At 72.4% G+C, this 25975-nt stretch carries 26 protein-coding genes; 12 read left to right on the top strand and 14 right to left on the bottom strand.

Features of this window, described 5'->3' with window-relative positions; genetic code table 11:
- The first annotated feature begins 6 nt into the window (after positions 1-6).
- Entirely contained in the window at positions 7-894 is an 888-nt protein-coding gene (locus OV079_RS28595) for a sensor histidine kinase (RefSeq protein ID WP_267772118.1), read from the top strand.
- Between the two features lie 28 nt (positions 895-922).
- Positions 923-1915: a hypothetical protein gene (locus OV079_RS28590; protein WP_267772117.1), complete on the top strand. Its 993-nt coding sequence runs from the start codon at positions 923-925 to the stop codon at positions 1913-1915.
- A gap of 4 nt (positions 1916-1919) precedes the next feature.
- Here the strand turns inward: OV079_RS28590 and OV079_RS28585 are convergent, their stop codons facing one another.
- From OV079_RS28585 to OV079_RS28575, 3 genes are all read right to left on the bottom strand, one after another.
- A complete protein-coding gene (locus tag OV079_RS28585; RefSeq protein ID WP_267772116.1) occupies positions 1920-3365 on the bottom strand; it encodes a DUF1552 domain-containing protein in 1446 nt (481 codons plus the stop codon).
- Between the two features lie 25 nt (positions 3366-3390).
- Positions 3391-5478: a DUF1588 domain-containing protein gene (locus OV079_RS28580; RefSeq protein ID WP_267778666.1), complete on the bottom strand. Its 2088-nt coding sequence runs from the start codon at positions 5476-5478 to the stop codon at positions 3391-3393.
- A 317-nt stretch (positions 5479-5795) separates the two neighbouring features.
- Positions 5796-6173 carry a hypothetical protein gene (locus OV079_RS28575; RefSeq protein WP_267772115.1) on the bottom strand — a complete coding sequence of 126 codons (378 nt, stop codon included), beginning with the start codon at positions 6171-6173 and terminating at the stop codon, positions 5796-5798.
- On the opposite strand from OV079_RS28575, the gene OV079_RS28570 reads away from it, so the two are divergent.
- From OV079_RS28570 to OV079_RS28545, 6 genes are all read left to right on the top strand, one after another.
- On the top strand, positions 6148-6882 hold the full coding sequence (locus OV079_RS28570; RefSeq protein WP_267772114.1) for an STAS domain-containing protein: 735 nt from the start codon (positions 6148-6150) through the stop codon (positions 6880-6882). The two genes, OV079_RS28575 and OV079_RS28570, sit on opposite strands and share 26 nt — an antisense overlap.
- A 369-nt stretch (positions 6883-7251) precedes the next feature.
- On the top strand, positions 7252-8025 hold the full coding sequence (locus tag OV079_RS56315; RefSeq protein WP_267772113.1) for a hypothetical protein: 774 nt from the start codon (positions 7252-7254) through the stop codon (positions 8023-8025).
- Between the two features lie 2 nt (positions 8026-8027).
- On the top strand, positions 8028-8465 hold the full coding sequence (locus tag OV079_RS28560; protein WP_267772112.1) for a hypothetical protein: 438 nt from the start codon (positions 8028-8030) through the stop codon (positions 8463-8465).
- Positions 8466-8673: 208 nt separating this feature from the next.
- Positions 8674-9711, top strand: coding sequence for a serine/threonine-protein kinase (locus tag OV079_RS28555; RefSeq protein WP_267772111.1), 1038 nt, complete (start codon positions 8674-8676; stop codon positions 9709-9711).
- Positions 9712-10047: 336 nt separating this feature from the next.
- Positions 10048-10980: a peptidase associated/transthyretin-like domain-containing protein gene (locus OV079_RS28550; RefSeq protein WP_267772109.1), complete on the top strand. Its 933-nt coding sequence runs from the start codon at positions 10048-10050 to the stop codon at positions 10978-10980.
- Positions 10981-10982: 2 nt separating this feature from the next.
- A complete protein-coding gene (locus tag OV079_RS28545; RefSeq protein WP_267772108.1) occupies positions 10983-12191 on the top strand; it encodes a formylglycine-generating enzyme family protein in 1209 nt (402 codons plus the stop codon).
- Here OV079_RS28545 and OV079_RS28540 read toward each other — a convergent pair.
- From OV079_RS28540 to OV079_RS28505, 8 genes are all read right to left on the bottom strand, one after another.
- Positions 12160-12519, bottom strand: a complete 360-nt coding sequence (locus OV079_RS28540) for a hypothetical protein (RefSeq protein ID WP_267772107.1) — start codon at positions 12517-12519, stop codon at positions 12160-12162. The two genes, OV079_RS28545 and OV079_RS28540, sit on opposite strands and share 32 nt — an antisense overlap.
- A 630-nt stretch (positions 12520-13149) precedes the next feature.
- Positions 13150-13968 (bottom strand): serine/threonine-protein kinase, encoded by an 819-nt coding sequence (locus OV079_RS28535; RefSeq protein ID WP_267772106.1) that lies wholly within the window; start codon positions 13966-13968, stop codon positions 13150-13152.
- Entirely contained in the window at positions 13965-14708 is a 744-nt protein-coding gene (locus OV079_RS28530; RefSeq protein WP_267772105.1) for an SMI1/KNR4 family protein, read from the bottom strand. The genes OV079_RS28535 and OV079_RS28530 overlap by 4 nt, the downstream gene beginning before the upstream one ends.
- Before the next feature lie 12 nt (positions 14709-14720).
- Positions 14721-14870, bottom strand: coding sequence for a hypothetical protein (locus tag OV079_RS28525; RefSeq protein ID WP_267772104.1), 150 nt, complete (start codon positions 14868-14870; stop codon positions 14721-14723).
- Positions 14852-16102, bottom strand: coding sequence for a DUF4150 domain-containing protein (locus OV079_RS28520; RefSeq protein ID WP_267772103.1), 1251 nt, complete (start codon positions 16100-16102; stop codon positions 14852-14854). The genes OV079_RS28525 and OV079_RS28520 overlap by 19 nt, the downstream gene beginning before the upstream one ends.
- Positions 16099-16671, bottom strand: coding sequence for a hypothetical protein (locus OV079_RS28515; RefSeq protein WP_267772102.1), 573 nt, complete (start codon positions 16669-16671; stop codon positions 16099-16101). Before OV079_RS28515 ends, OV079_RS28520 begins: the two co-directional genes overlap by 4 nt.
- Entirely contained in the window at positions 16632-17111 is a 480-nt protein-coding gene (locus OV079_RS28510; RefSeq protein ID WP_267772101.1) for a hypothetical protein, read from the bottom strand. The genes OV079_RS28515 and OV079_RS28510 overlap by 40 nt, the downstream gene beginning before the upstream one ends.
- A complete protein-coding gene (locus tag OV079_RS28505) occupies positions 17108-18040 on the bottom strand; it encodes a DUF2169 family type VI secretion system accessory protein (protein ID WP_267772100.1) in 933 nt (310 codons plus the stop codon). The genes OV079_RS28510 and OV079_RS28505 overlap by 4 nt, the downstream gene beginning before the upstream one ends.
- 376 nt (positions 18041-18416) lie before the next feature.
- Here OV079_RS28505 and OV079_RS28500 point away from each other — a divergent pair, with 376 nt between their 5' ends.
- The 3 genes from OV079_RS28500 to OV079_RS28490 all read left to right on the top strand — a co-directional run bounded on the left by OV079_RS28500 (position 18417) and on the right by OV079_RS28490 (position 22324).
- Positions 18417-20588: a type VI secretion system Vgr family protein gene (locus OV079_RS28500; protein WP_267772099.1), complete on the top strand. Its 2172-nt coding sequence runs from the start codon at positions 18417-18419 to the stop codon at positions 20586-20588.
- Positions 20589-20691: 103 nt separating this feature from the next.
- A complete protein-coding gene (locus OV079_RS28495) occupies positions 20692-21072 on the top strand; it encodes a DUF6484 domain-containing protein (RefSeq protein ID WP_420829546.1) in 381 nt (126 codons plus the stop codon).
- Positions 21073-21076: 4 nt separating this feature from the next.
- Positions 21077-22324: a TIGR02270 family protein gene (locus OV079_RS28490; RefSeq protein ID WP_267772098.1), complete on the top strand. Its 1248-nt coding sequence runs from the start codon at positions 21077-21079 to the stop codon at positions 22322-22324.
- Positions 22325-22522: 198 nt separating this feature from the next.
- On the opposite strand, the gene OV079_RS28485 is transcribed toward OV079_RS28490, so the two are convergent.
- The 3 genes from OV079_RS28485 to OV079_RS28475 all read right to left on the bottom strand — a co-directional run bounded on the left by OV079_RS28485 (position 22523) and on the right by OV079_RS28475 (position 24407).
- Complete coding sequence (locus tag OV079_RS28485; RefSeq protein ID WP_267772097.1) at positions 22523-23086, bottom strand: sterol desaturase family protein; 564 nt, start codon at positions 23084-23086, stop codon at positions 22523-22525.
- A complete protein-coding gene (locus OV079_RS28480; protein ID WP_267772096.1) occupies positions 23079-23438 on the bottom strand; it encodes an XdhC family protein in 360 nt (119 codons plus the stop codon). Before OV079_RS28480 ends, OV079_RS28485 begins: the two co-directional genes overlap by 8 nt.
- A gap of 222 nt (positions 23439-23660) precedes the next feature.
- On the bottom strand, positions 23661-24407 hold the full coding sequence (locus OV079_RS28475; RefSeq protein ID WP_267772095.1) for a hypothetical protein: 747 nt from the start codon (positions 24405-24407) through the stop codon (positions 23661-23663).
- Between the two features lie 435 nt (positions 24408-24842).
- Between OV079_RS28475 and OV079_RS28470 the strand changes: the two genes are divergently transcribed.
- Positions 24843-25493 (top strand): hypothetical protein, encoded by a 651-nt coding sequence (locus tag OV079_RS28470; protein WP_267772094.1) that lies wholly within the window; start codon positions 24843-24845, stop codon positions 25491-25493.
- The last annotated feature ends 482 nt before the right edge of the window (positions 25494-25975 follow it).

The following is a 25975-nucleotide window of genomic DNA, read 5'->3' as shown; positions in this document are numbered from 1 at the left end:
CGCGCGGTGGTCGACGAATACACGCTGCTGCTCGATGTCCTGTTCGACCTGTTCGCCGAGACCGAGGGCCGCCTCGACGTCGAGGTCCTGCGGGTGTTGATCCACGTGGCGTCGATGGGGGTGGCCGCCGCGGTCGAGCAATTCTCGACGGAGCGCGAGGCCGACGTGAAGTCGGCCCAGGAGGCGCTGCTGAAGGCGCACGAGTACGAGGCGCAGCTGATCGGCGTGGTGTCGCACGATCTGCGCAATCCTCTGACCATCATCGTGCATTGTGCGGAGCTGATGCTGCGGACCGAGCACCTGCCGGCGCCGGCCTGTCGCCAGCTGCAGCGGCTGCGCGGCGCGACCGACCGGGCGATGCGGCTCATCGGCGACCTGCTGGACTTCACGCAGGCGCGCAATCAGGGCCGGATCCCGGTCAAGCCGGTGGCCGTCGACATGCGGCTACTGCTGCGGCAGGTGATCGAGGAGGCGATGCTGACGCATCCGGGCCGCACGATCGAGCGCGCCGGGCCGGACGTGCGCATGGTCGGGCGCTGGGACCCCGACCGCATCGCCCAGGTGCTGACGAACCTGCTGGACAACGCGCTCAAGTTCAGCCCTGCTGATTCGCTGGTGCGGGTCGAGTCGGACCTGGCGGCCGACCGCGTGATCGTAGCGGTCCACAACCGCGGCGAGCCGATCCCGCCGGAGCGGCTCGCCTCGGTGTTCGAGCCGTTCCAGCGCGCCGACCCGGACGCGAACCCGCGGGCGTCGCTCGGGCTCGGTCTATACATTTCGCGGCAGCTCGCGCAGGCCCACGGGGGCGACCTCACGGTCGAGTCGTCGGCGGAGGCCGGAACGCGCTTCACGCTGACGCTGCCGCGCGGGTGCACGCGCGACGGGGCGGGCTGAGGGGCGGCGAGGTGGTAGTATCGCCGGAATGAGTCCGGGTCGCGCGCGCAGGGGGATGGCGATCGTTCTTGGCGGGGTGCTCGGCGCTTGCGGGGGCGACAAGGGCTCCGACACCGAGAGCGGGGCCACCGAAGGGACGTCCACCGGCGTGACCGAAGGTACGTCCGCCGGCGGGGCCGAGTGGCGGCGGATCTGCGACGGCTCGCAGGAGCTGCGGCTGGCGGTGCGCGTGAACGGGAACGAGTTCGTCCAGACCACGAGCATCGCCCACGAGCTCGGGACCAGCTATCTCTACGTCCGCGGCGATTGTCGCTACTGGGTGGCGAGCCGCTCGCGGCCGTCGCAGCCGTCGCAGTTCCACGCGGAGAACTGGCAGCTCACGCGCACGGGGGTGCTCACACCGGAGCTCGAGCAGGCGCTGTCGCTGTCGCTGCTGTACGACCGGTGGCCGGCGGTGGCCGGCGATTACGGTTCGCTCGACGAAGGCGCGAGCAACTACCTCTATTCGGACGGCGAAGCGAGCCTCCGGTGCAGCCACGATTGTTCGTGGGGCGTCGATCCGCCGCTGGAGTTCGCCGGCGTCAACGAGGCGGCCAGGGGATGGTTCGAGTCGCTGTGGGACGCGGGCGAGCCGATGGCGGCGAGCGAGCCGGTGGCGATCGAGCTGATCGCGCCCGTGGTCGAGAGCGACCTGCCGGTCACGGAGACGTGGACCTGCGCGGTGCCGTGGCCGTTCGCCCTCGACCCGGCCAGCATCTCGCACGACGGGCAGACCCACGTCGGGCCGATCGCGTCGCGGCCGATCGTCGACCCGGCGCTGGCCGCGGAGCTGCGGGCGCTGCGGGACGCGCAATTCGCCGACGAGCCGCCGGACGCCTGCAATCCGCTGCTCATCAGCGATTCGTGGGTGTTCTTCCTGCCGTCGGCGCCGAACCTGCCGTTGCTGATGTGGATCCGCGACCGCCTCCCGCTGGAGGCGGAGGACGGCGGGGTGCCGTTGCCGCCGCCGCCGCCGCCGTGAGCCCTCAGCCCCACACTTCGGCGAGCGGGCCCTCGGCGATCCGCGTGTTCGGGTCGGTGTGGCCGAAGTCGTCGGTCGGCAGGCCGGCGCCGTGGAGCAGCGAGTTGAACATGTTGGAAGTCTGACGATTGTTCTCGTGGCCGCTCTTCGGGTAGGTGACGCTGCGGCCGTCGGTCTTGAAGCCCATGTTGTTGCCGCCGAGCAGCAGCATGGCCCACTCCTCGGCGTTCGAGTGGTGCTGCTCGCCGTTGTCGGACATGTAGAGCAGGAGGGTGTTGTCGAGCATGGTGCCGCCCTGCTCGGGGTGCGCGGCGAGGGTCCGGGCCATGCGCGCCATCTCGGCGACGCCGCGGCTCGTGACCTCGTGGAGCACCTCGTGGAACTCGGGGCTCTCGCCGTGGCGGAGGTCGTGGCCGCCGAGCACCTGCTTGCCGGGGTAGAGGTCGACGAGGGTCGGGTATTGCAGCGACCAGTAGTAGGCGCCGGCGCCGAACGTGACGACCGCGACGTTGGTGAGGCCGGCGAGCAGCGAGGCGGTGGCGATGTCGGCCTGCAGGCGCAATTGCTCGAGCGGGTCGTCCGACGCGTAGGGGTCGGGGTCGGCCTCGCCGGGACCGAGCGGCTTGACCGCCTGCAGCGCGCCCTTCATCCCGACGATCTGGTCGTTGCGCGCCAGCATGGTCAGCAGCGAGGCCTCGTAGGTCTCGAGCTTGGCGCGGCCGCGCTTCGAACCGGCGAATGTCTTGAGCTCGCGGCTCACGTCCTCGAGCGCGAACTCCAGCAATTGCTTGCGCGTCTCGAACTCCTCGCCGGCCTGGCCAGAGGCGACCGAGCCGAACAGCGAGGCGAACGAGGCCGCGGGGCTCAGCAGCACCGGCGCGGGCTTGCCGGCGTCGAAGGCACAGCTGGCGTAATTGAGCGGGGTGGTGGCCGCGCCGACGCCGATGCGGATGGCGTCGAACGGGGTGTTGCCGCGGACCTCGGGGATCGCCGAGAGCACCGTCTCGAGGGTCGGTCCGGCCGGCCCGCCCGCCGCCCGCGAGGCGCTGAGCGCCCCGAAGTCGGTCGAGTGGCCGCCGCCGACGTAGGTCGCCGACAATCCGAGCACCAGGCAGGCGCGCTCGACCAGGGAGATGTCGTCGTCGACGCCGGCGAGGGCGCCGAGCGAGCGCGCCTCGGCGAGCGGCGCGGCCGGGACGAGCACCGGGTCGTCGTGCCCGTAGTCGCGGTTGCTCTCGATCGGCTTGCCGGCGTAGCCCTCGAGCGTCTCGAGCGTCAGCGGGTCGCGCACGCAGGCGGGGCGGATGCCGTTGCCCTCGAGGAAGATGACGACGCGGCGCGGGTCGCCGTCGGCGGCGCGGCTGCGCCGGCCGGTCAGCGCGGCGCCGCCGAACAGGCCGGCGCCGGTCAAAAGACCCGCGGTGGTGAGGAAGTTACGACGTGTGAACATGGCAGGGTCTCCGGGTCGTCGCCGCTCACTCGGGCACGCGGTACTGGAAGCTGTCGCTGTTGAACAATGCGATCAGCAGCTCGCTGAACGCGCCGCCGCTCTCGTCGTAGGCGGTCTCCATGGCCACCAGGGTGCAGCCGTCGTGCATCGTCTCCTCGCGGCCGGCGAAGAAGCGGAAGACCTGGCGCATGAAGCAGCGCTTGGCGTACTTCGAGCCGGCGAGGCGGGTGCTCAGATCGACGGCGCTGTTGACCGCGCCGTCGAGCTCGGGCGCCGGCATGTTGGCGAGCACGCTGGTGCCGTTCGGCGGGCCGCCGTGATCCTCGACGCGGAGGAAGCCGGCGTGGTTGTAGATCTCGAACGGATAGCCCAGCGGGTTCATCATCTGGTGGCAGCCGTTGCAGTACGGGTCGGCGTCGATCTGCTCGGAGATCCGCTGGCGTGCCGACTGCTCGCGCGACGCCTCGGTCAGCATGGCGGCGACGTTGATCGGCAGGTCCGGGATGTTCTGACACAGCAGCTCCTCGCGGATCCACTTGCCGCGGTGGACCAGGTTGGGGTCGTTCTCGAACGACAGCGAGTGCGCGCCGAGCCACGCGGGGTGGGTGAGCACGCCGGCCCGCTCGCCCTCCGGCAGCTGCTTCCAGCGGGCCTCGCGGGTCTGCGGGGTGATGCCCGAGACGTTGTAGACGCGGGGCGATTCGGCGGTCGAGTTCGACACCGACGATTCGCCCTCCTGATAGCCGTCGTTGGCCGGGGTGTAGAACATCCGCGAGGTCAGCAATTGCGCGTAGACGTCCTGGTCGCCGGCGACGATCCGCGCGATCATGTCGTCGAGCTGGGTGACGAGGGTGTTCTCGTAGCCGTAGATGCCGCTGACCAGGTTCCAGTAGCTGAGCTCGACGACGCCGCCCATCCACCCCGAGGTCTTGGCGACCTCGACCTTCTCCGGCTTGTCGGCGAGGCCGCCGTAGCCGAGCCACTCGCGGAAGAACGCGCGCACGCCGGTGGCCATCCAGTACTCGCCCTGGTTCTCCCACCAGCGGCCGTCGTGCGGCTCGAACAGGAGGTCGCGGCGCTCCTCGTCGAGGCCGCCGAAGTGGGCGCGGACCAGCGTGGCGACGACCTCGGGGTCCTTGATCGTGCCGTCGGCGGCGGCGTCGAGGAGGTCGCCGAGGTCGCCGTCGATGTCGCCCTTGGTGAAGCCGGCCTCGTAGGTGCGATTGACGCTCGGGACGCCCGCGGGGGAGCGCGTCAGCGCGTAGGCGATCGCCTGGGCCAGCTCCCAGTCGCCGAGGCGCAGGCGGCCGTGCTCGTCGGGCGCACCCTCGCCGAGCTCGGGCCGGTGCAGCGCGGCGGCGGTCATCCACGCGGCGGCGGCGATGCGCCTTATCGTCGCCGGCCGCGACTCGACCCCGGCCTCGGCCGCCAGCACCGAGCCGGCGAACTCGCGGAGGGCCGCGAATTGTTCGTCGTCGACGGGGCGGTAGACCGCGCCGAATTCGAGGTAGCGGCGGACGAAGTAATCGACGCACTCGGAGGCGGGCGCGGCGTCGTTCAGGAAGCACTGACACTCGGGGTCTTCGATCACGGTGCGCACGCGGCCGACGTCCCACTTGCCGATCGTCCACGAGGTGCCCGAGCCGCCGACGACGTCGAGGTAGAGCGAGAGGACGCTGGGGTCGAGCGCCTCGTCGTCGCTGTAGGTCGAGTAGCGGTGGGCGGCCCGCGGGTACAGCGGGTTGTTGGCGAGGTCGGTGCCGGACCAGGTGCCGACGCTGCGGGTCCACTCCTGACGGTCGATCAGGCGCAGGTCGGCGGGCGGCAGGGCGGGGCGGTCGTCGCAGGTGAACAGGGCGTTCTGATCGAGCGCGTTGCCGGACGGCTCGCCCGGGGGCTCGCCGGTGTCGCCGGTGTCGCCGGTGTCGCTGGTGCCGCTCGAGGTCGGGCCGGGGCCGCTGGCGCCGGTGGTCGGGACGTCGGTGCCGGTGGCCGTGCTGGCGGCCGCGTCGCCGGTCGTGCTCGGGTCGCCCTGGGTGGCGACATCGCCGCCCTGCGGGCAGCCGAGCGCGAGCGTCACCGGCAAGAGCAGCGTGCGCTGGATCGTCGACATGGTGGGCACGAAAGCGACACTATCACGCGCTCCGGCGCGTGATCGGCGAGGCGCGCGGCGAGGCCGGGAGTTTTGCCGAGGGTCGCGGCTCCCGTGGGCGAGATGCTGAGGCGCGGCCGCGCGGCGGCGCCCGGCGATGACGACCTCTGCGCGCAGGCGACTGCTCACATTCGGGCGCGCCGCGCGCGCGGGCAGGCCGCGATTCGAACTGTGATGATACGTGTTTCGCGACGAGCGCCGCGAATGATGCCAGCAGGCCCGAAATTTCGTGGGAGGTCGCGGGCGGCCTGCGTGAACAGCCGTTCATGGTCGGCGGGTCAATCGGGCCGGGCGGCCTGGCGGGGCGCCGGCTGGGCGGCCTGGTGACCTTGCGCAAGGGTCGACCGCAACGGCGGGCACGTGCCCGCGCGCGGCTCGGCTATCGTCCGCGCCGCACCATGGACGAGACCGCGACCGCCGCCCGCCTGCGCGCCGAGAACGACGAACTCCGGGCCCGCGTCGCCCGCCTCGAGCGCGAGGCCGCCGAGGCGCAGCGCGTGCACGAGGCGCGGCTGAAGCTGGCGGCGGCGCTCGAGGTCATCTTCCGCGGGATGCCCGACCTGTTCTTCCAGCTGCGCCTCGACGGCACGATCACGCACTTTCTTCGCGAGCCCGACGACCCCGCTGTACGTGGAGCCGGAGTTCTTCCTCGGCAAGCGCATGCAGGACGTGCTGCCGCCCGAGATCGGGGCGCAGTTCGAGGCGACGTTCGCGACCGCGGCCGGCCCGGCGGGCAAGGCCCGCCTCGAGTACGCGCTCGACATGGGCGGCGCGACCGAGTGGTACGAGGCGCGGGTGATCCGGGTCGGCGAAGACGGCCTCATCAAGGTGGTCCGCAACATCACCGAGCAGCGGCGCGACCGCGAGGCGGTGCTGCGCCTCAACGCCGAGCTCGAGGCCCGCGTGGCCGAGCGGACGGCGGCGCTCGAGGTCGCGGCGGCCGAGCACGTGGCGCTGCAGCAGCAGGTGATCGAGGCCCAGCGGGCGACGCTGCTGGCGCTGTCGACCCCGCTGGTGCCGATCGCCCGCCACGTGGTGGCGGTGCCGCTGGTCGGCGACGTCGACGCCGACCGCGCCGGCCGCCTGCTCGAGGCGATCCTCGAGGGCGTGCAGGCGCGGCGCGCGGCGTTCGTGCTGCTCGACGTCACCGGGGTGCCGCGGGTCGACGAGGTGGCCGCGCGGGCGCTGGCCGACGTGACCCGCGCGGTGCGGCTGCTCGGCGCAGAGCTGGTGCTGACGGGGATCGGGCCGGAGGTGGCGCGCGTGCTCGTGGAGCTCGGGGCCGACTTCGGCGGGGCGCAGACGCTGCCGAGCCTCGAGCACGGGATCGCGTACGCGATGCGGGCGGCGCCCGGGCGCAAGTGAGGTCGAATCGCGTGAGGTGACATTCGCAGGTGCGGTGATTCGGGGCGGACGGTGCATCGGGCCGGACGAGGCGAATCATCGCACTCGTGGAATGGCGAGGGTCGGCGCGGCGAGCCGGTCGATGGCTCCGCGGCGGGCGAGGCCGATCGTCGCACCTCGCGGCGCGGCGGTGGTTCGCGGGCGCGCGGCGCTCCGGTCGCGAGGCCTTCGCATGGGGGTCGGCGCGAGCGAGGGCCTCGCGTGCGCCCGGGGAGCGGTGCGGAGGTCGGCATCGCGGCGAGGGGCGGGCGGGAATACGCGCAGGAGCGGCGCGGTTGGACGGCCATGCTTCGACAGCCTCGTGGATTGGCGTGGGTCGTGGGTGCGGGTGTGTTCGCAGCGACGGGCCAGGCGCTCGCGGTCGAGGAATCGCTCGACGTGCGGGTGCGCTACGCGATCTTGGACGAGCAGGGCGAACCGCTGCGGACGCTCGACGACGTCGACCGCGAGCGCTTCGTCAACCGCGCCCGCTGCGAGTGCGGGGTGCCGATCGCGGCCGAGCTGCAGGCCGACGGCGGGGTGGGCACGGCGGCGCGGACGATCCTCGGGTTCGTCGGCAACCGCTGCGCCGGGCGCGAGGCGGCGGAGGGGCGCAACGGTCTGTGTGGCGTGCTGTTCGAGGAGCCGGCGGCGGTGCTCCGGGCCGGCTTCTCGGCGCTGTTTCACCCGGCGTTCTTGAACAGCTACGTCGCCTCGTCGCAGCGCGAGGTGGGGTCGCCGTACACGACGCTGGCGCGCGGCTGCGAGGGCGAGGGCCAGGGCGGAGTGTGGCTGTGCGACCCGCAAGCCGACGGGGCGGAGGGCTGTCAGGAGGGTGACTTCGTGTACGACGCCGAGGCCGCGGGCGAGCCGCTGCGCTACGACTTCGAGCCGCCGTGGGAGCTGCCGTACGACCTGCGGGCCGAGCCGCAGGTGGGCGGTGTGCTGCTCAGCTGGAGCTCGCCCGATTCGCAGGACATCGCCGGCTTCCGCGTGCTGTGCGAGACGGAGTGGCAATACCCGCCGGAGCTGTCGTTCCCGGCGCCGGCGCGCGACGAGGCGGCCGACGGGACGAGTTACTACACGGTCGACAGCGTGTGCGGCGGCGCGCCGCATACTGGGTGAAGGTGGCCGAGGACGGCCTCGGCCTCTGCGGCGACGGACGCGTCGATCCGGGCGAGGAGTGCGACGAGGGCCATCAGAACTCCGACGATGGCCTGTGCAGCGATTCGTGCGAGCTGTGCGTGAGCCCGCAGATGCAGCGGCTCGACTGGAGCCGCGTGTGCAGCGGATTCATCGCGCCCGACCAGACGTCGGTGCTCATCACGGGGCTCGACCCCGACGAGGTCTATCACTTCGCGCTGGTCGCCCACGACGCGGCCGGCAATGCGCGGGCGCTGGGCCAGCTGGCTTCGGAGACGCCGTACGTCGCGTGGGAAGCGGACTTCGTCGACGACGGGGGCGTGTTCGGTTGTAGCGTCGGTCCGAAAGGACATGGCTCATGGGTCATGTCCCTGGGGCTGTGTGGCTTGCTGGGGTGGATCGGCCGGCGGCGCCGGCGATAGCGAATCGGGGTAAACCTCGACGCGACCGGCGGCCGGGGCCTGAATTGCGGCGAGGGCGACGCGGGGCGGGTATTGCGCGCGAACCGGCCCGCGGGCCGCATGGCGCTGTCGCGTCCGCTCCGCCGCCGCGAGCGGGCCTTCATGAGCCGATCGCGCCCGGGTGCGCCGCACCGGTCGACCCGACCGGCTCCAGCCGTACGATTGCCGCGTGGCCGGGCACGAAGCAGGCACGATCGTCGCGGGGCGTTACCGCCTGGGGCGCGTATTGGCGCAGGGCGGGATGGGCAGCATCTGGGTGGCCCGCCACCTGCAGCTCGATGTCGACGTGGCGCTGAAATTCATGGCGCCGGAGCTCGCCGATTCGACGGAGCTGCGGGCCCGCTTCGAGCGCGAGGCGAAGGCCGCGGCCCTGCTGAAGAGCCCGCACGCGGTGCAGGTCCACGACTACGGGATCGAGGACGGCGCGCCCTACATCGTGATGGAGCTGCTCGAGGGCGAGGACCTGGCGAGCCGGCTCGCGCGCGAGCGGCGGCTGTCGCTGGCGGCGACGCGGCGGATCGTCGAGGACGTGGGCAAGGCGCTGCGCCGGGCGCACGAGATCGGCCTCATCCACCGCGACATGAAGCCGGCCAACATCTTCCTCGCGCGCCAGGCCGGCGACGAGGTGGTGAAGATCCTGGACTTCGGGATCGCCAAGTCCACGGGCGTCATCGACGGTGACCAGCCGACCCACGCGGACGCGGTGCTCGGCTCGCCGCGGTACATGAGCCCGGAGCAGGTCCGCAGCAGCACGCAGGTCGATCACCGCACGGACCTGTGGTCGCTGGGCGTCATCGCGTTTCGCTGCCTCACGGGCAAGCTGCCGTTCCGCGACGGCGAGATCGGCGACGTGTTCGTGTCGATCTGCACCGCGCCGATCCCCCGCGCCTCGGAGGTCGCGCCCGACCTCGGCCCCGAGGTCGATCGCTTCTTCGCGCGCGCGCTGGCCAGGCCGCTCGAGGAGCGGTTCCAGAGCGCGACGGAGCTGGTCGAGGCGTTCGCGGCCCTGCCGGGCGCGGGCGAATCGGCGGCCCTGCTGGCCGCGGGCGAGCGCGCGGCGAGCCGCAGGCCCGGCGCCGATGGCAGTCACAGCGCGGCCGAATTCTGCCGACGCTGCCGGCGACCGGGACCCTGGCGGAGGGACCCGCGGGAGGCTCCGGTTCTCGCCTGCGAGTCGCGTTATTCGTGGTCGGGGGATTGTCGGTGATCGGGCTGGTGGCCGCCCTGGTTTGGGGGGTCTCGCCTCCGGCCGCGGAGCCCCCGGCGGCGGAGCCAATCGCAGCACCGACGAACGTCGCGCCTGCGCCTCCGGCGCCATTGCCCGCACCAGCCTCTGCCGAATCGCCGCAGCCTCCGCCCCAGTCCGCTCCGCAGCCGACTGCGCCGGCTCCGGCGGCCAAGCCGGCGCAGTCGAACCATAAATCGCGGCGTACGGGCGGCGCCTCGCGTCCGAAACGAAGCGATGATCTCCTCGACCAGATGTGAATCGATCCGGCGACGCGGGCTGACTGCGGCCCTCGCGTGCGCCGTCTGCCTGGCGGACGTGGGCCCGGCTGTGGCCGCGCCCGCGAGCGGTGACAAGGCGGCCGCCGAGGCGCTGTTCAAGGAGGGCCGCGCGCGGGTCGAGGCCGGCGACGACGCGGGCGGCTGCCCGAAATTCGTGGAGAGCATGGCGCTGTATCCGTCGACGGGCACGGCGCTCAATCTGGCCAAATGCCACGAGCGCGCGGGCAAGCTGGCGTCGGCGTGGGCGGCCTATCAGGCGGCGATCGAGCACAATGACGAGACCCGGGACGCGCGCCGGCGCAAGGGCCTGGAGGCGCTCGCGCGCGAGGGGATCGCCGCGCTCGAGCCGCGGCTGCCGCGGCTGCGCGTGGTGGTCGAGGTCGCGCCGGCCGGGGTGGCGATCACGCGCGACGGGCAGCCGGTCCCGGACCGCGAACTGGGCGAGGCGGTGCCGATCGATCCGGGACAACACGAGATCGGGGCCAGCGCGCCGGGGCATCAGCCGCTGCGGCGATCGGTCGAGCTCGTCGAGGGGAAGACCGAGACGGTGACCTTGAAGCTGGCGCTGGTGCGCGTCGAGGAGGCCGACGCGAAGGGCCGCAAGAAGGGCGACAAGGTGCCGGCCTGGGCGTGGGCCACCGGCGGGGTGGGGCTGGGGTTGATGGGAGCTTCGGTGTACTTCCTCGTCGACAACCGGGCGGCGATCGCCGATCTGAAGGCGCATTGTCAGGATGTCCCGGGCGGGACGTATTGCGACCCGGGTTACGACTTCGCGGCCGACAATGCGCGCAAGAATCGGGACCTCGGTCTGTTCATCGGTCTCGGCACGGTGGGCCTGGCGGCGGTGACGGTGGCGATCGTGGAGATCGCACGGACGAAGGCAGGCAAGCGGAGAGCGCCGCGCAGGACGACTGCGACGCCGTGGCTGGCGCCCGGCGCGGGCGGGCTCGGCGTCGTGGGGAGGTTCTAATCATGATTCCCAGGCGAATCGCTTGTGTGGTGGTCGCGCTGTCGGCGGGGTGCTTTCCCGACGTGGAGCCGAACGTGCTGGCGTTGCCGCATTGCGAGGGGGTGGAGCCGGCTTGCGGCGCGGCGGGGGATGACGATTGCTGCGCGAGCGGGGCGGTCGCGGGCGGCGGGTTCGACCGCGTGAACGACCCGGCGCTGCCGGCGACGGTGGCGAACTTCGAGCTCGACCGCTACGAGGTGACGGTTGGCCGGTTCCGCCAGTTCGTCGCCGATTACCCGCGCAACCGGCCGATGCCGGGGGCGGGGGCTCACCCGCGCATCGAGGGCAGCGGCTGGCAGGCGGAGTGGGACGCGATGCTGCCGGCGGACGCGGCGGCGCTGCAGCTGGCGCTGCAGTGCGACCCGAACTTCCGCACGTGGACCGACGCGCCGGGCGACAAGGAGATGGCGCCGATCAACTGCGTCTCGTGGTACGTGGCGTTCGCGTTCTGCGCGTGGGACGAGGGCCGGCTGCCGACCGAGACGGAGTGGAACTACGCGGCCGCCGGGGGGAACGAGCAGCGGCCGTTCCCGTGGGGGGAGGCGGCGGCCGATGATTCGCGCGCGAACTTCGGCTGCGACACGGCGGTCGACGCGTGCCTGCTGCCGACGGTCGGCTCGACGCCGGCGGGCGACGGCAAATGGGGGCACGCCGACCTGGCCGGCAACGTGGCCGAATGGGTGCTCGACTATCACGGGACGATGGGGCCGATGTGTCGCGACTGCGCGATCCTCAAAGACGAGACGTTCGGCCGCGAGGCCCGCGGCGGCGATTTCTCGCACCCCGCAGAGCAACTAGCGACGAGCTCCGCCTCGGCTTCGCGGCGGACGCCGGGCAGACGTTCCTCGGGTTCCGCTGCGCGCGCTGACCGGCGACGAGCTCTCGTCTCGGCCTCGCGGCGGACGCTGGGCAGATGTTCCTCGGGTTCGGCTGCGCGCAATGATGTGTCTTTAGACATGCCCTTGGGGTCATGTCATAAATCTTCTTCGTCGGCGCGCTACGTCCACAACGAGATCAGCAGGGCGACGAGCGCGAGGCCCAGCGAGATCAGGCAGAACAGGGCGGGCCAGAACAGCCCGGACCTGCGCGCGGCTGGACGTGTCGCGGTGGGGACGGGGGCCGTGGCGACGGAACGGCTCGCTACTGCGGGGGGCGGAGGTCTCGCGCCATGAGGACGGTGCGATCGTCGTCCTCGCCGCGCACGATCGCCGATGCCGGCTCGCGTGGCGCGGGGCGAGGCGGGGGAGAGGGCTCCGGCGGCAGGACGAGGGTCGGGTCTGCTGCCTGCGAGCGAGTCGGCAAGGCCTGCGTGCGATCGATGCGATCGGCGACTGTCCCGTCGACGAGGATCGGGTCGCCCGGCAGCGTCGGTCGCTCGCTCGCCGGCACGACCTCGGTACGGTCGACGAGGGTCCTGTCGACCCTTGCGATCGTCGGAGCGTCCGGGTCATCCGCGGCCAGAGATCCGGCGCGGTCGGGCTCGTCGAACGGAGCGATCACCTGCGGGGCTCGGGATCGATTCGGGATCAAAGGCTCGGTGCGGTCGGGCCTGTCGAGCGGATCGATCGCCTGCGGGGCTTGGGATCGATGCGGGGCCAGAAGTTCGGTGCGGTCGGGCTTGTCGAGCGGATCGATCGCCTGCGGGGCTTGGGATCGACGGTCGGGCTCGTCGAGCGGATCGATCGTCTGCGGGGCTTGGGATCGACGGTCGGGCTCGTCGAGCGAATCGATCTTCTGCGGGGCTTGGGATTGATGCGGGGCCAGAGGGTCGGTGCGGTCGAGGGGGTCGAGCGGAGCGTTCGGGGGTCGGGCGGGGGAATGATTCGTGGCGGGAGCGTCGGTTCGCTCGCTCGATCGTGCCGCTGCGTTCGGCCGTTTTTGTGGCGAGCCGGGTCGTCCCCGGGTGCTCGGGCGGGTCGGCGCGATCGATGAGTGACGCTGGCTTCGCGGGCCTCGTGGTGCTGCGCGGCTCGAGCCGCAATCCTCGGTCCGGGGCCGAGGGCAGGCTGACGATCGTCGTGCGATCTTCGGCGCTCTCCGGGAGCTCGCCGTGCTGCGTGGGCTCGTCTTCGGCGGTGGGTGGCGTCGGTGCGGCGGAGGTCCGCGGCGTCAGGCCGGGGGAGCGGCGGATCAGCGCGAGGTGCTGCGCCATCTCGGCGACATCTTTAAAAGGCGCTGCGAGGGCTGCGGCGCGAGGGCGCGGATGATCAGCGCCTCGACCTGCGAGGGCAGCGGGGTCGCCGGGGCGAGCGCCGAGGGGCGGGGCGCGGCGCGCAGGGACGTGACCGCGCGCGCGGCCTTGAAGGCGGTCGGGCCGGTGAACGGATGCACGCCGGTCGTCAGCTCGAACAGCAGCACGCCGAGAGTGAACACGTCGGAGCTCGCGTCGCCGGGGGCGCCCGCGAGCTGCTCGGGGGCGCGGTACTCGGCGAACATGCCGTGCTCGTCGGCGGGGACCGGCTGCACGCCGAGCTCGGCGATCCCGAAGTCGAGCACGCGGACCTCGTCGGCGGCAGTGACGCGGATGTTGCCGGGCTTGAGCGCGCGATGGGCAGCGCCGGTGGCCGCGGCGAGGGCGGACAGGGCCTCGGTGCACGCGTGGACGATGGCGAGCGCGCGCTGCCACGAGAGGGGACCCGCGCGGCGGCGCAGCTCGGCGAGGTCCTCGCCGGCGACGCGTTCGCCGGCGAGGAACGGCGGGCTCTCGGACGTGCCGATCAGGACCCGCGGCAGCGCGACCGCGGGGTGCTGCACGCTCGCGGCGGTGCGGAGGAGGATCGCCAGGCGGGTCAGCTTGTCGGCGGCGATCGGCGCGACGTCGAGGACCTTGACGGCGACCTCGCGGCGGGTCTGCCGGTCGTGGGCGACGAACACCTGGCCGAGCCCGCCGCTGCCGAGGCGCGCGCGCAGCTCGAAGCGATTCGCCAGAGTGTCCGCGATCGAGCTCACGCATCACCTGCCGCGTCGAGGTTGTCGCGGAGGATCTCGAGGAAGTGTTGCCCGGCGCGGGCAGCGTCGGCGCCGACCACGATCTCGAGCCGCCGCATGTTCGGTGGCCGCTCGAGCAGCACCGCCAGGTCGGCGCGCTCGAAGGTGTGCAGGCCCGGCTGCGACGGCAGGGCGCGTGTCAGGCCGAGCCGCTCGCAGATCGCCGCGGCCTCGGCGAGGCGCGATTCGTCCGCGGGGGTGACGATCTCTTGCTGCTGGAACGCGCGTCGGTCGACGGCGCCGAACAGGAACGCTTGCCGTTGCAACATGGCCGTCCACGAGCGGGCGACGACGTGGGCGCGCGCCTCGACGAAGTCCGCGGGGTCGCCCTCGTCCTCGAAGGTGACGAGGGGCGGGTCGTCAGGATCGCCGCGCCGCAGATCGAGGAACCAGTCGCGGCGGATATCGCGGCCGATGCCGAGGTCGATGCCGATCTTGAGGAAGCGGTCGGCGGGGTACGAGGGCGGCGTGGCAACCAGGTGCGGCCAGAGCTCGGCCGCGCGGCAATCGGCGACCGGCAGCGCCGAGAAGCTGCCGCTCGAGCCGCCCATCGCCTGCAGGAACTCGACGTATGCGCGCGGCAGCGGCCGCGGGCACAGCTCGGCGAGCTCGTCGATGTCTTCGGGGGTGGCGCCGCGGAGCTCGGCGCGCAGCTCGGGGACGCGGGCGTCGAGGAAGGCGAGGATGGGCGAGAACGACATGGGGACACCGGTCTAGGGGCAGTTGCGGTTCTCGCGGTCGCACAGGGTCAGCGGCACCAGCGATTGGCAGGTGAGGCAGGAGGGCACGGTCTCTCGCGGATCGAAGGAGGCGGTGCGATCGATCCGGTTGACCCTCTTGAAGGTCAGATAGTAGAGCGCCACGCGCAAGGGGTGCCACTTGTCGATATGGCGGTAGCGGAGGTGGACCTGGTGGGGCTGGACAGGCGCGAAGAACATCTCGGTGATCGCCGCGGGGATGTGCTGCTGGTTGCGGGTGACGAGCTTGGCGGCGGCGCACTTGCCCGGGGGTTGTAGTGCGGCTCGCCGTTGTCGTTCCGGCGCTGCGCGTCGTCCCAGCGGTCCTGCAAGGCCTGTTGATTGGCGGGAGTCACCGCCGGGTTCGCGGCGGCGTACTCGGCCACCGTCGATTCGTCGTCGCACAGCGTCCAGCCCAGCTCCGCCACGACCTTCTTGAACCCCGGGAGCGTCTGCCCCGACATCGCGGCGAAGATCTGATTCGACTTGCAGACCATGACGCCGATCATGTACCCGCCGTGAGGCGTGGTCCTCTTGTGTACGGCCGCCTTGCCGTTCGCCTCGCCGAGAGCCCGCATCTCGGTGGCGACGGCCCGGATGCCCTTGTCGTGCTCCTTCAATTGCTTCTTCTGCTCCTTGGTGCGCGTCGGCCGAGGGTTCGAGGGCCCCGCCTCCGGCGGGTCGGCGAACGGGTCGGCCTGCGACGAGCTGCCCGGCGCCGCGTCCAGTCCGTTCTCGTACGCCTGCTTGTCCGCCTTGAGCCGATCGACCTCGGTCGCGAGTCGGTTCTGTTCGGTGAGGTTGGCCTGGTATTCGCCATAGGCCTGCTGGAGCGCGTCGTAGAGCTGGCGCGCGCGGCGGTGGCTGTCGGCGGTCTCGTGGACGCGGTGCCGCTCGGGGCCCTGCTGGCAGATCGGGCACGGCTCGGTGGAGTCGTCGCCGTAGGCCCAGCCGGTGCCGCCGACCTGCGTGAAGGCGGTGTTGAAGGTGTTGCCGTTGTGGCCGACGGCGTCGCTGAAGCGGGCCACGCCCTTGCCCTCGACGCGGACGTCGAGGCTGGTCGACAGCCACCTCAGCTTGCCGCGGATCCGGCTGGAGATGACGCCGCCGCCGGCGGTGCCGGGCTCGTCGCCGGTGCTGGTGGCGATGAACGAGGCGGCGTGCGCGATCGGGGCGCCGGCGATGCGGGTCCGCCGCGCGCCCTGGGCGAGGTCGATCGAGCGCGCGACGTTGACGTAAGGCACCGGCACGGGGCCCGCAGGCGTCGGGGTCTTGCACACGTCGGGCGGGCCGGCGATGTCGGCGAGGCCGTCGCGCTGGTGGACGATCGTGCGGCCGTTGGCGAAGGTCTTCGTCATGAGGTCGCTCCGGGGTCGGTGGCGGCGACGTCGAGGACGCAGGCGCCGAGGGCTCCGTCCTCGCCGCCGGCGTACAGCAGGGCGCGGCCGGGGTGCGCGCGCAGGCGGTGCAGGGCGAGGGCGAGGGCGAGGGCGGGCGCGGCGGCCCCGGTGTCGCCGAAGCTGTCGCAGGCCCGCAGGTGGACCAGCGGCTCGGGCATCAGCGGGGCCTGGCGCAGCGCGGCGTAGCTGAAGGCGCGCGCCTCGAAGACCTCGCCGGTCTGGCCGCTGGCGACGCAGCGCGGCCGCGAGTCGGCGACCAGCGGCTGGCGCGCGAGCCGGGCGAATACGTCGCCGAGGCCGTCGGCGAGCGCCTGCACGCGCTCGGGGCCGCGGCCGACCTGTCCCAAAGTGCATGCTGTGATTCGCGCCAGCGGGCGCTCGCCGGCGGGAGTCGGACCGTGCGCGAGCAGCAGCGCCCCGGCGGCCTCGCCGGGGATGAGGCCGTCGCGGCGCGAGCCGAGCACGCGGTCGCGCTCGCCGAGCTTCTTCAGGGTGGCGTCGTCGCACAGGCTGTCGGCCGCGAGCACCAGGGCGAGGGCGGGGCGTCGCGGGCGACCGCGGCCAGGAGCTGGAACATGCCGGCGCGGCCGCCTCGCACGACCTCGCGCAGCTCGAGCGGCACGGGGGCCTCGCTGCGCAGCGCCTCGACGATCGCGGCCTCGTCCACCGGCGCGTCGCCGGCCGCGGGCGCGGCGACGTAGAGCGGCAGCGGCGACGTCGACGAATGCGCGGCGAGGCAGTCCTGCACGGCCCAGCCGGCGAGCGCGGCGATCCGCCGGCTGCGCTCGCACGCGGGGTCCATCCGTGCGAGGCGGGAGGCGCGGAGCGGGTCGCCGTGGCGGTCCTCGTGGGTCGTCTCGGCGAAGCGGACGATGCCCGCGCGCGCCGCGGCGAGGGTCGTCGGCGCAGTCAGGCCGAGCGGGGTGCCCAGGCCGAGGCGCATCAATGCGAGCTCCGGCGTGTTCATGGGGCCTCCCATGATTCGAGGGTGCGGACGTGGACGCCCTCGAGCTCGAGCCAGTCGTCCGCGACGGCGAAGGAGGTCCGCCAGTACAGGGTGAAGCGGCGGACCTCCGTCGCCAGGGCGACCGCGTCGAGGGCCATGGGCTGGGCCTGGCGACCTCGCCGGCGCTGCAGGGTGGCCCGCAGGCGGAGGCGGGGCAGGCGAAACGCGATCGGTCCGTCGGGGCTCACGCCCTCGAGCCGCACGGGTTCGTCGCCGACGAGCCCGGGCGTGGCCACCAGGCCGGGAGCGGCGGCGTTGAAGAAGCGCGGGTCGAGATCGGTCGGCCACAGGGGAGCGCGCTGCTCCATCCATTGCGAATCGTAGGTGCCGGCGTGACCCAATCGGGGCTGCCATTGAGGGGCGATAGGTCCGAACCCGACGGGCGGGGGGCGATCCTCCCAGCGCTCGCACGGAGCGTCCTCGGCCTCGATCGCGGGGAGCGGCTGGCCCTCGGCCGCCTGCGCCGAGCGGTAGCCGCGGCCGACCGGATTGCGCGGATCGTCGGGGCCGCCGGCGCTGTATTCGTAGCGCAGCGGCAATTGCGTGAATGGCCGGGGGGCCGACGGACGCAGCCCCGTGAGCCCGCGGGTCCACACGCGCTCGCCGGTGATCGTCGCGGTGACGTGGCACGGGCCGACGCGGACGTCGACGCGCGAACGCTCGGCAGGTCGCCCACCCGGGGTCCAGGCGAACCCCTCGAGGTAGATGTCCGTGCCGGGGCGATCATACGTGGTCTGGCCGGCGATCCGCAGGCTCGAGGCTCCGGGCTCCCCCCAATAGATGTCTTCGATCGGCGCGGCGACCTGCTCGTGAGCGACGCGCGTGGCCTCGTCCATGACGAAGGTGCCGGCGAGGCAGACGACCAAAACATCCCGGCCGTAGCGATCCACGGATGGGCTCGCCTGGGCCGCGAAGGGGGTCCATTGTGGAGGACGGTCATGCTGCCTCCGGTCGGCCCGCGCGCGCTCGAATATGCACACTCATGCGGTCGTCACCGCTTGTCCTGGCACATGCTGCGGCGCTCGGCACGAGGCCCGGCGCGAGAATTCGTCGGCGTCGCACCAGGAGGCCGAGGCGCGGGCGGACGCGCCGCGCGGGCGCGAGGAGAGCAACTCGCGCATCCGCAGTCGGCGGACCTCATTGTGCATCCGCTCGCCCCCAGCGCGACGAATCATGCGTGAGGCCCGCCCTGCCCGCGGGCTGGCGAGCCCGAGCGCGCGACCGCGGCGGCTTGCCGTCATGGCGATCCATGTCACGTTGTCGGCCGTGTCCTCCGATGGCCTGCCGGCGCTCCTCGGCAATCGCGCGCTGTTCACGTTCGCCGTCGAGGGTTGCGGCGAGGAGCTGCGCGTGGTCCGTTTCACCGGTCGCGAGGCGATCTCGGCGCTGTTCGAGTTCCGCATCGAGCTGGCCGCGGCCACGATCTCGCTCGACGAGCTGGTCGGCAAGCCCGCCGTGCTGACGATCGAGGGGCTGCACGCCACGCGCCACGTGCACGGGCTCGTGTGCGAGGCGGGCTACATCGGCGAGAGCTCGAGCTACACCCTGTACGAGCTGACGCTGGCGCCGGCGATCTGGCGCCTGCAGCAGCGTCACGATTGCCGGATCTTCCAGAAGCAGTCGACGCCGCAGATCTTGACGAAGGTGCTCGAGAGCGCCGGCATCCCGCGCTCCGACTTCCGCCTCGACCTGCAGGCCGCATACGCGCCGCGCGATTATTGTGTGCAGTACCGCGAGAGCGACCTCGAATTCATCGGCCGGCTGATGGAGGACGCGGGGATTTTTTATTATCACGAGCACAGCGAGACGCGGCACGTGCTGGTGATGACGGACCGCGGCGACGCCAGCGACCCGATCGAGGGCGACCCGACTTTGAGCTTCAACTCGGAGGCCGAGCAGGAGCACCTCAAGACGTTTCGCCTGAGCGAGGGCCTGCGGCCGCAGCGGGTCTCGCTGCGCGACCGCAACCTGCACCAGCCCGATCGGGCGATGGAGGCGAGCGAGGGCGACGGCGAGCGCGAGGTGTACGATTACCCGGGCGGGTATCAGGAGACGGGCAAGGGCGCGCCGCACCACGGCGGGCAGCAGGCGCGCCTGCGGCTCGAGGCGCTGCAGGCCGGCCGCCGGCGCGGGGTGGGCACGAGTGACAGCCCGCGCCTGGTGCCCGGCTTCGCGTTCACGCTGTCCGACCCGATCCGCGGCCACCTCGAGGGCGACTACCGCGTCGTGCGGGTGACGCATCGCGGCGAGCAGCCGCAGGCGCTCGACGAGGGCGCGTACGACACGTTCCACTATTCGAACGAGTTCGAGTGCGCCGACAAGAAATTGCCGTACCGCGCGCCGCGACGGACGCCGCGCCCGCAGGTCCGCGGCGCCCAGACCGCGACGGTGGTCGGCCCGCCCGGCGAGGAGGTGCACGTCGACGAGCACGGGCGGGTGAAGGTGCAGTTCCACTGGGACCGCCAGGGCACGCGCGACGAGAACAGCTCGTGCTGGGTCCGCGTCGGCCAGGCGTGGGCCGGCAACGGCTTCGGGGCGCTGTTCATCCCGCGGGTCGGGCACGAGGTGATCGTCGAATTCCTCGAGGGCGACCCCGACCGGCCGCTCGTCACCGGCAGCGTGTACACGGGGCTCAACGCGCCGCCGTATCCGCTGCCGGCCGACAAGACCCGCAGCACGCTCAAGACGGAGTCGACGCCGGGCGGCGGCGGGTCGAACGAGCTGCGCTTCGAAGACGCGAAGGGTCGCGAGGAGATCTACATCCACGGGCAGCGCGACTGGAACGTGATCGTCGAGAACGACCACGGGGAGCAGATCGGGCACGACGCGTCATTGACGATCGGCAACGATCACAGCGAGTCGGTCGGCCGCGATCACACCGATGCGGTCGGCCACGATCGGACGATCCAGGTCGGCAACGACCACACCGAGACGATCGCCGGCAACATGTCGCTGGCGGTCGGCGCCCACCAGTCGACGGTGATCGGCGCGGCCAAGTCCGAGGCGGTGACGCTGGCCAGCGCGCTGACGATCGGCGCGGCGTATCAGGTCAGCGTCGGCGGGGTGATGAACGAGACGGTGGGAATGGCGAAGGCGGAGCAGGTCGGGCTCGGCAAGAGCGTGGCCGTCGGCGGCGACAGCTCGGAGCAGATCGGCGGCGGAAAGTCGGTGCAGGCGGCCGAGAACATCACCGCGAGCGCGGGCCACAACCTCGCGCTCGGGGCCGGTCGCCACGTCAACGTCACGGCCGGGCAGAGCCTCAACGTCTCGGTCGGCAAGCAGGCGAGCGTGGTGGTCGCCGACAAGCTGACCTTCCAGTGCGGCGGCGCGACGATCGTCGTCAAGAAGACCGGCGAACTGTCCATCCAGGCCGGCAAGCTCGATGTGCAGGCGAGCGGCCGGATCACGGTGCGGGGCGCCATGATCAAGCTCAACTGAGCAGGAGCCTCACGATGGCGCGCAGATCGAGTTCCTCCGCAGTCGTCCAGCTGGTCCCACCGGCGCCGGTGTTGCCGGCCGCGATCGTCGGGACCGTCGTCGCATTCGAAGAGAGCGCGGCTGCATCGTCGATTACCCCGGCAACCCGGCCGGGCCGGTGCCGGCGCGCCTGCTCGTCGCGCTCGATCGCGCCGCGCTGCGCCGGGCCGCGGCCGCGCGCACGCCGGCGGCCTTGTTGTTCGAGGGCGGCGATCCGGAGCGGCCGCTGATCGTCGGCCTCGTGCAGGACGCGGCGCCGAAGCGAAGAGCGCGGGTCGCCGGCGAGCGCGTGGCCGTGACCGGCGAGGAGGAGCTCGAGCTGCGCTGCGGGGAGGCGTCGATCTCGCTCAAGAAGGACGGCAAGCTCGTCATCCGCGGCGCGTACGTCGAGACGCACGCGCGCGGGACAAACCGGATCAAGGGCGGCTCGGTCCAGATCAACTGAGGCCATGCGTCGCGTCGAGGTCGAACCGCTGTGGGATGTCGTCGAGGAGCACCTCGACGAGGCGGAGTTCTTGTGGGGCGTGTGGCGGCACAGCCTGGTCGCGCCGGATTACACGCTCGACGAGGTGGCCGAGGGGCCCGAGGAGCGGCTGTTCGCGCACCTCGAGGGGCTCGCGGTCGGCGGGCCCGTGGTGGCCGAGCGGTTGCTGTTGCCGGCGCTGGCGAGCGACGAACCGGCCCGGGTCAGCGCGGCCGCGCTGGCGCTGCTGCAGGGTCCGCGGCGCGAAGAGGCGCTCGCGGCGATCGTCGAGGTGCTGCGCGCGCGGCCGCAGCAGCGCGCGCCGCTGGTGCGGGCGCTGGCGTGCGTCGATCCGGCGATGACAGGACCGCGATTGCGCGAGCTGCTGGCCGATTACGACGAGGCGGTGATGGCGGCCGCGGCCGAGGTGCTGGCGCTGCACCACGCGCCGCTCGGCGACGCACTGGGGCTGCTGCTGGCCAGCGACGACGCGGCGACGCGGGCGATGGCGCTGCGGGCGGTGGCCGACGAGCCCGACCTGGGGCGCTTCGTGCGGGCGGTGACCGCAGGCCTGCAGGAGCTGGGGCCGTCGGTGCTGGACGCGGCCATCGACGCGGGGGTGCGCATGGGCCTCGCGCCCGCGTGGGCCCGCGCGCGCGAGCGCATGCGCGAGGTCGACGGCGGGGCGGCGATGCTGCTGCTGGCGCTCGGCGGGGAGACCGATGACATCGCGGCGATCGTGGCGGCGCTGGGCGATCGCAAGCGACGCGTGGCCGCGTTGTGGGCGCTCGGCTTCCACGGCACGCCCGAGGTCGTCGACGCGGCGCTCGAATGGCTCGAGGATCCCGTCGCGGGTCCGCTGGCGGGCGAGGTCTTCTCGGCGGTGACCGGCGTCGACCTCGCGGCGGCGCACATGGACCTGCCGCGCGAGGACGACGAGGCGCTCGAGCACCGCCCCGAGGACGACCTGCCGCGCGCCGATCCGATGGCGGTGCTGCAGTGGTGGACGCGACATCGCGAGCGCTTCGTCGACGGTCGGCGATACGTGGCCGGGGCGGCGCATTCACCTGCGGCGTTGGCCCGGGGGCTGCGGTTCGGCGCGATGCGGCGGCGACCCGGGTACCTGCTCGAGCTCACGCTCGCCCTGCCGCCCGCGAGCCGGCCGCGGGTCCTGCTCGCGGCGCCGACGGCCCTGCAGCTGCGTGCGCTGGCGGCGATGGCGCCGGTCGAGTGACGACATGTCCCCGGGGACATATGCCGCGTGCTCGGCTAGGGCGTGCGTCGGCGCTCACGACATGGCCCCGGGGACATATGATTCGCGCTCGGCTCGCGCGTCCGTGGGCGCTCACGACCTGGCCCCGGGGACATGCACGGCCGCAGCCGGCGCGTTCAATCTTCCGCGCGCCGGCCGGGGTGAGCGGGAGCCTGCGGATCAGCGGCGACGCGTGCCGAGCAGCACGTCCCACAGCGGGGAGGTGATGCCGAAGTTGCTGCGGATGTCGACGTGGTGGTCGAGGTGCGCGCGCTGGAAGGAAGCCAGCGGGTGCTCCGCGGGCGCGAGGACGTGGGCGGCGACGTGCATCACCTCGTATCCGAGGTAGCCCGCGACGAGGCCGGCCCACAGCGGCGCGACGAGCTCGGCGCCGGTCAACCAGCGGGCCGCGAGCCAGCCGATCAGCAGCGCCGGGATGGTGAGCGCCAGCGGCTTGGTGATCGGAGTGCGATCGGGCGCGGCGTGGTGGTCGAAGTGCTGGCGCGCCCCGAACAGCGCGAGCGGGTGCGCCGGCGGCAAGTGGAAGGCGAAGCGGTGCAGCAGGTACTCCAGGAGGGTCCACGTCGCGAGGCCCAAGAGCCACGTGCCCGCGAACACGACGAAGGGGGTCGCGCTCGCGCGGACGCACAGCCACGCCTCGCCGACCGCCAGCGCCGCGAAGGTCAGGCCGTGCTGCTTGCAGGCGAGCAGCCGCCGCCAGCGCGCGGGCCGGCGCTCAGGCATGTGCCTCCGCGCGGGGCGGCTCGAGGTGTTCGATGAACACCTCCATGCTGCCGCCGCAGCACATGCCGAGGTCACGCACGAGGTGCGCGGCGATCCGCCGCGGCAGGCGATCGTCGAGCACCGCGCGACAGGCCGCCAGCACCTGGGCCTCGATCGCGCCGCCGCCCACGGTCCCGCGCAGCTGCCCGTCGTCGTGGAGCAGCAGCCGCGCCCCGATCACCTGCGGCGCCGAACCGGTGCGAGCGATCACCGTCGCCAGCGCCGCGGAGCGCCGGTCGACGCCGTCGAGCACTGCGGTGACGGCGGTGAAGATCGCAAGGTTGGCGGTCGAGAGGGACAGGCGGCGCGACACTAGCCCGCATCCCTCGCGCCCGGACATGCGGCGTTCGCGGCGAACGTGGGCTCTCTCTCGCGAGCGACGACGGCGTGACGCGACGACAGCCGGGAGCGCCCTCAGGGTGACCGCCGGGGCGACGCGCCCGCAATGCGACATGTCCTTAAAAACATGTGCGATGATTCAGCGAGGCGGCGGGTCCGCGGCGGCCAGGTGCTGCGCCACCGGCCGCGGAGGCCGTCAGTGCTCGGTGAGGCGGCGGCCGGCCTCGCTGGCGGCGTAGATCTCGGGACGAGCCGATTGCACCAAGCCGTCGGGGACGAGGCCCATCGCCGAGGTGCCGGGGTGGAGCTCGAACGCGTCCTCGTCGACCTCGAGGCGCTCGCGCAGGTCGATCGTGGCGAGCGAGTGCCAGTCGTCGCCGAGCGCCGCGGCCTGCAGCTCGAGGCGCAGGGTCGCCTTCTCCTTGGCGACCGCGAGCGCGAGGCGCTGGTTGCGATCGGCGCCGGCGGGGGCGGGCTGGAGCGGGACGAGGCGCAGATAGACGCGGCCGAGGTCGTCGAGGAGGTAGGGGAAGATCGAATGATAGGAGTTGTCGAGGTAGTCGCCCGTGTCGGTGGCGAACGTGGACACCGCCATGCGCAGGACCGTGGTCGCGGTGACGAACGAGAGGTCCTGGTCGCCGGGCAGGAGGCGCACCGTGGTCGCGTCGTTGCCGCGGACGCGCAGCGCCACGCCGAGCAGGTCGGGGCGGCGGCGGCCCTGCGGCCAGCGCCACAGCGCGCCCGACAGGCGCACCAGCGCGGCCCCGCCGAGGCGCTTGGCCAGGGGCTTGAGCGCGCCGTGCTGCGCGTCGGGCTTGACCTCGGCCCGGTAGAGCACGCCGTCGGGATGGAAGATCCGGTCGCGGCGGACCGCGCTGGCCACGAACGCGAGGGGGGCCATCGCCACGCCGAGGACTCGTCCGATGTAATTTTGAATGCTCATGGCTTGTCTCCGGCGAACCATGATGCGAGTGCGATTGTTGCGCCCGCCCGCGCAGGATCGCCCTGAGGCCCGGCCGGCCGCAGAACCGCCGCCGCCGTGCGAATCCTGCTCGTCGTCTTGATGCGGTCGTCTGCGGACCGCCCCGCGGTGCGGAGGCGCCGCGAATCGACGCGCCGTGACCGCCCGCGAGGGCCCGAGCCCCGACGAATTCGCGCTTCGCGGCGGTGAGGCGCGGCGGCGGATGGCTCGTGAGACATGTATTAAAGGGCAGGCGGTGGATTGGCGCCGGGGCGCGGAGGGGGCAGGTCGCTCCGTGATCGCGGGCGCTGGAGCGGGGAGGTCTCGGGGGCGGCGTAGCGCGGGCTGCGCGACGATCGAGGTGACAGTGCGCAGCGCGTCGCCTATGCTGGGCCCGCGCTTACCTTGCCGACCGCCATGCACAAATACGTCGCCTCCGGGTTGTTGGGTTCTCTCGTCGCGTGCAGGCTGGTGTCCGATCTGGGGCACGAGCGCGAGCCGGCGATCGTCACCTCGTCGCTGGTGCTGGCCGCCGGCGGGGAGGAGCGCGAGCTGGGCGGCGAGCGAGCGGCGTGGGCCGACGACCCTTCCGGGTCGTGCGAGATGGACGGGACCGACAATGAGCACACCGGGGCGTTCAACCGCAGCTTCGCGTTCGCCATGGCGGCGGACGAGAGCGACCCGGTGGCCTTCGGCGTCAGCATCGAGCTGAACGAGAGCGGGGTGTGGCAAAACGACATCGGCCTGTACGCCGCAGGGCAGGACGGATGGGTGCCGGCCGAGGATTGTTCGCTGGAGCTGGGCGAGTGGGACTACGAGGCGCGGTTCTTCGCGTTCACCGTCGACTGCACGTTCACCCGCGAAGGTGCGGATGACATCGTGGTGGTCGGCGAGCTGCGGGCCGAGCGGTGCTTCGATCGCGGGGCGGTGTCGATCGAGCTCGCCAAGTCGATCGTCGCCGAGGGGACGCAGGCGGCGCTCGAGCTCGGGCGGGCGCTGGTCGAGGATCCGGTCGGGTTCGCCAAGACGATCGCCCTGCTGCCGCTGTACGCGGCGGGCGGGCATTGACGCGGCGGGCCGCGTAGGCGACTCATGAGAACACTGGCGCCACGCCCACCCGAGAGGGAACTTGGCCTACCTCGATCGCCCCCAGCGGCTATGTTTCTTCCCCACGACAGCCTTCTGGAACCGACCCGATGTCTGGAAGATCGCAGGACGCCCGACAGGTGTCTTCGTCTTCCTGTGGCTGATGATGCTCAGCCTGTTCGTCGTTGAATGGACACCCATGTGGGCAAGCGGCTTGATCGCTGCGGCTGTCGGAGGTCGAGGCACGGGCGTGGCTGCTCGGGCAGGAAGATGCGCTCGCGGTGGTCGAGGACAGTCGGCGCGACGGTGTGCTTTGCGTCGAGCTGACGTGATGGGGCCGCACTACGTGACCCACGCGGTCCTGGCAAGGAGATTTTTCATCCCATCGAAATCCGGACACGGCTACGACGAGCGACATGGGCGAGGGAGCAATGTCGTCAGCTCCACTTCTGGGAGACATACCG

Origin of the sequence: Nannocystis pusilla, assembly GCF_026626665.1 — a bacterium.
Classification (GTDB): Bacteria; Myxococcota_A; Polyangia; order Nannocystales; family Nannocystaceae; genus Nannocystis; species Nannocystis pusilla.
The sequence above is the reverse complement of the archived record's forward strand: the minus strand, read 5'-3'. Positions and strand labels throughout refer to the sequence as shown.

Coding starts and splice junctions, on each gene's coding strand:
- OV079_RS28590 (WP_267772117.1), top strand. CDS start 923: ATGAGTCCGGGTCGCGCGCGCAGGGGGATGGCGATCGTTCTTGGCGGG.
- OV079_RS28585 (WP_267772116.1), bottom strand. CDS start 3,365: ATGTTCACACGTCGTAACTTCCTCACCACCGCGGGTCTTTTGACCGGC.
- OV079_RS28580 (WP_267778666.1), bottom strand. CDS start 5,478: ATGTCGACGATCCAGCGCACGCTGCTCTTGCCGGTGACGCTCGCGCTC.
- OV079_RS28545 (WP_267772108.1), top strand. CDS start 10,983: ATGATTCCCAGGCGAATCGCTTGTGTGGTGGTCGCGCTGTCGGCGGGG.
- OV079_RS28530 (WP_267772105.1), bottom strand. CDS start 14,708: ATGTCGTTCTCGCCCATCCTCGCCTTCCTCGACGCCCGCGTCCCCGAG.
- OV079_RS28520 (WP_267772103.1), bottom strand. CDS start 16,102: ATGACGAAGACCTTCGCCAACGGCCGCACGATCGTCCACCAGCGCGAC.
- OV079_RS28510 (WP_267772101.1), bottom strand. CDS start 17,111: ATGAACACGCCGGAGCTCGCATTGATGCGCCTCGGCCTGGGCACCCCG.
- OV079_RS28490 (WP_267772098.1), top strand. CDS start 21,077: ATGCGTCGCGTCGAGGTCGAACCGCTGTGGGATGTCGTCGAGGAGCAC.
- OV079_RS28485 (WP_267772097.1), bottom strand. CDS start 23,086: ATGCCTGAGCGCCGGCCCGCGCGCTGGCGGCGGCTGCTCGCCTGCAAG.
- OV079_RS28475 (WP_267772095.1), bottom strand. CDS start 24,407: ATGAGCATTCAAAATTACATCGGACGAGTCCTCGGCGTGGCGATGGCC.
- OV079_RS28470 (WP_267772094.1), top strand. CDS start 24,843: ATGCACAAATACGTCGCCTCCGGGTTGTTGGGTTCTCTCGTCGCGTGC.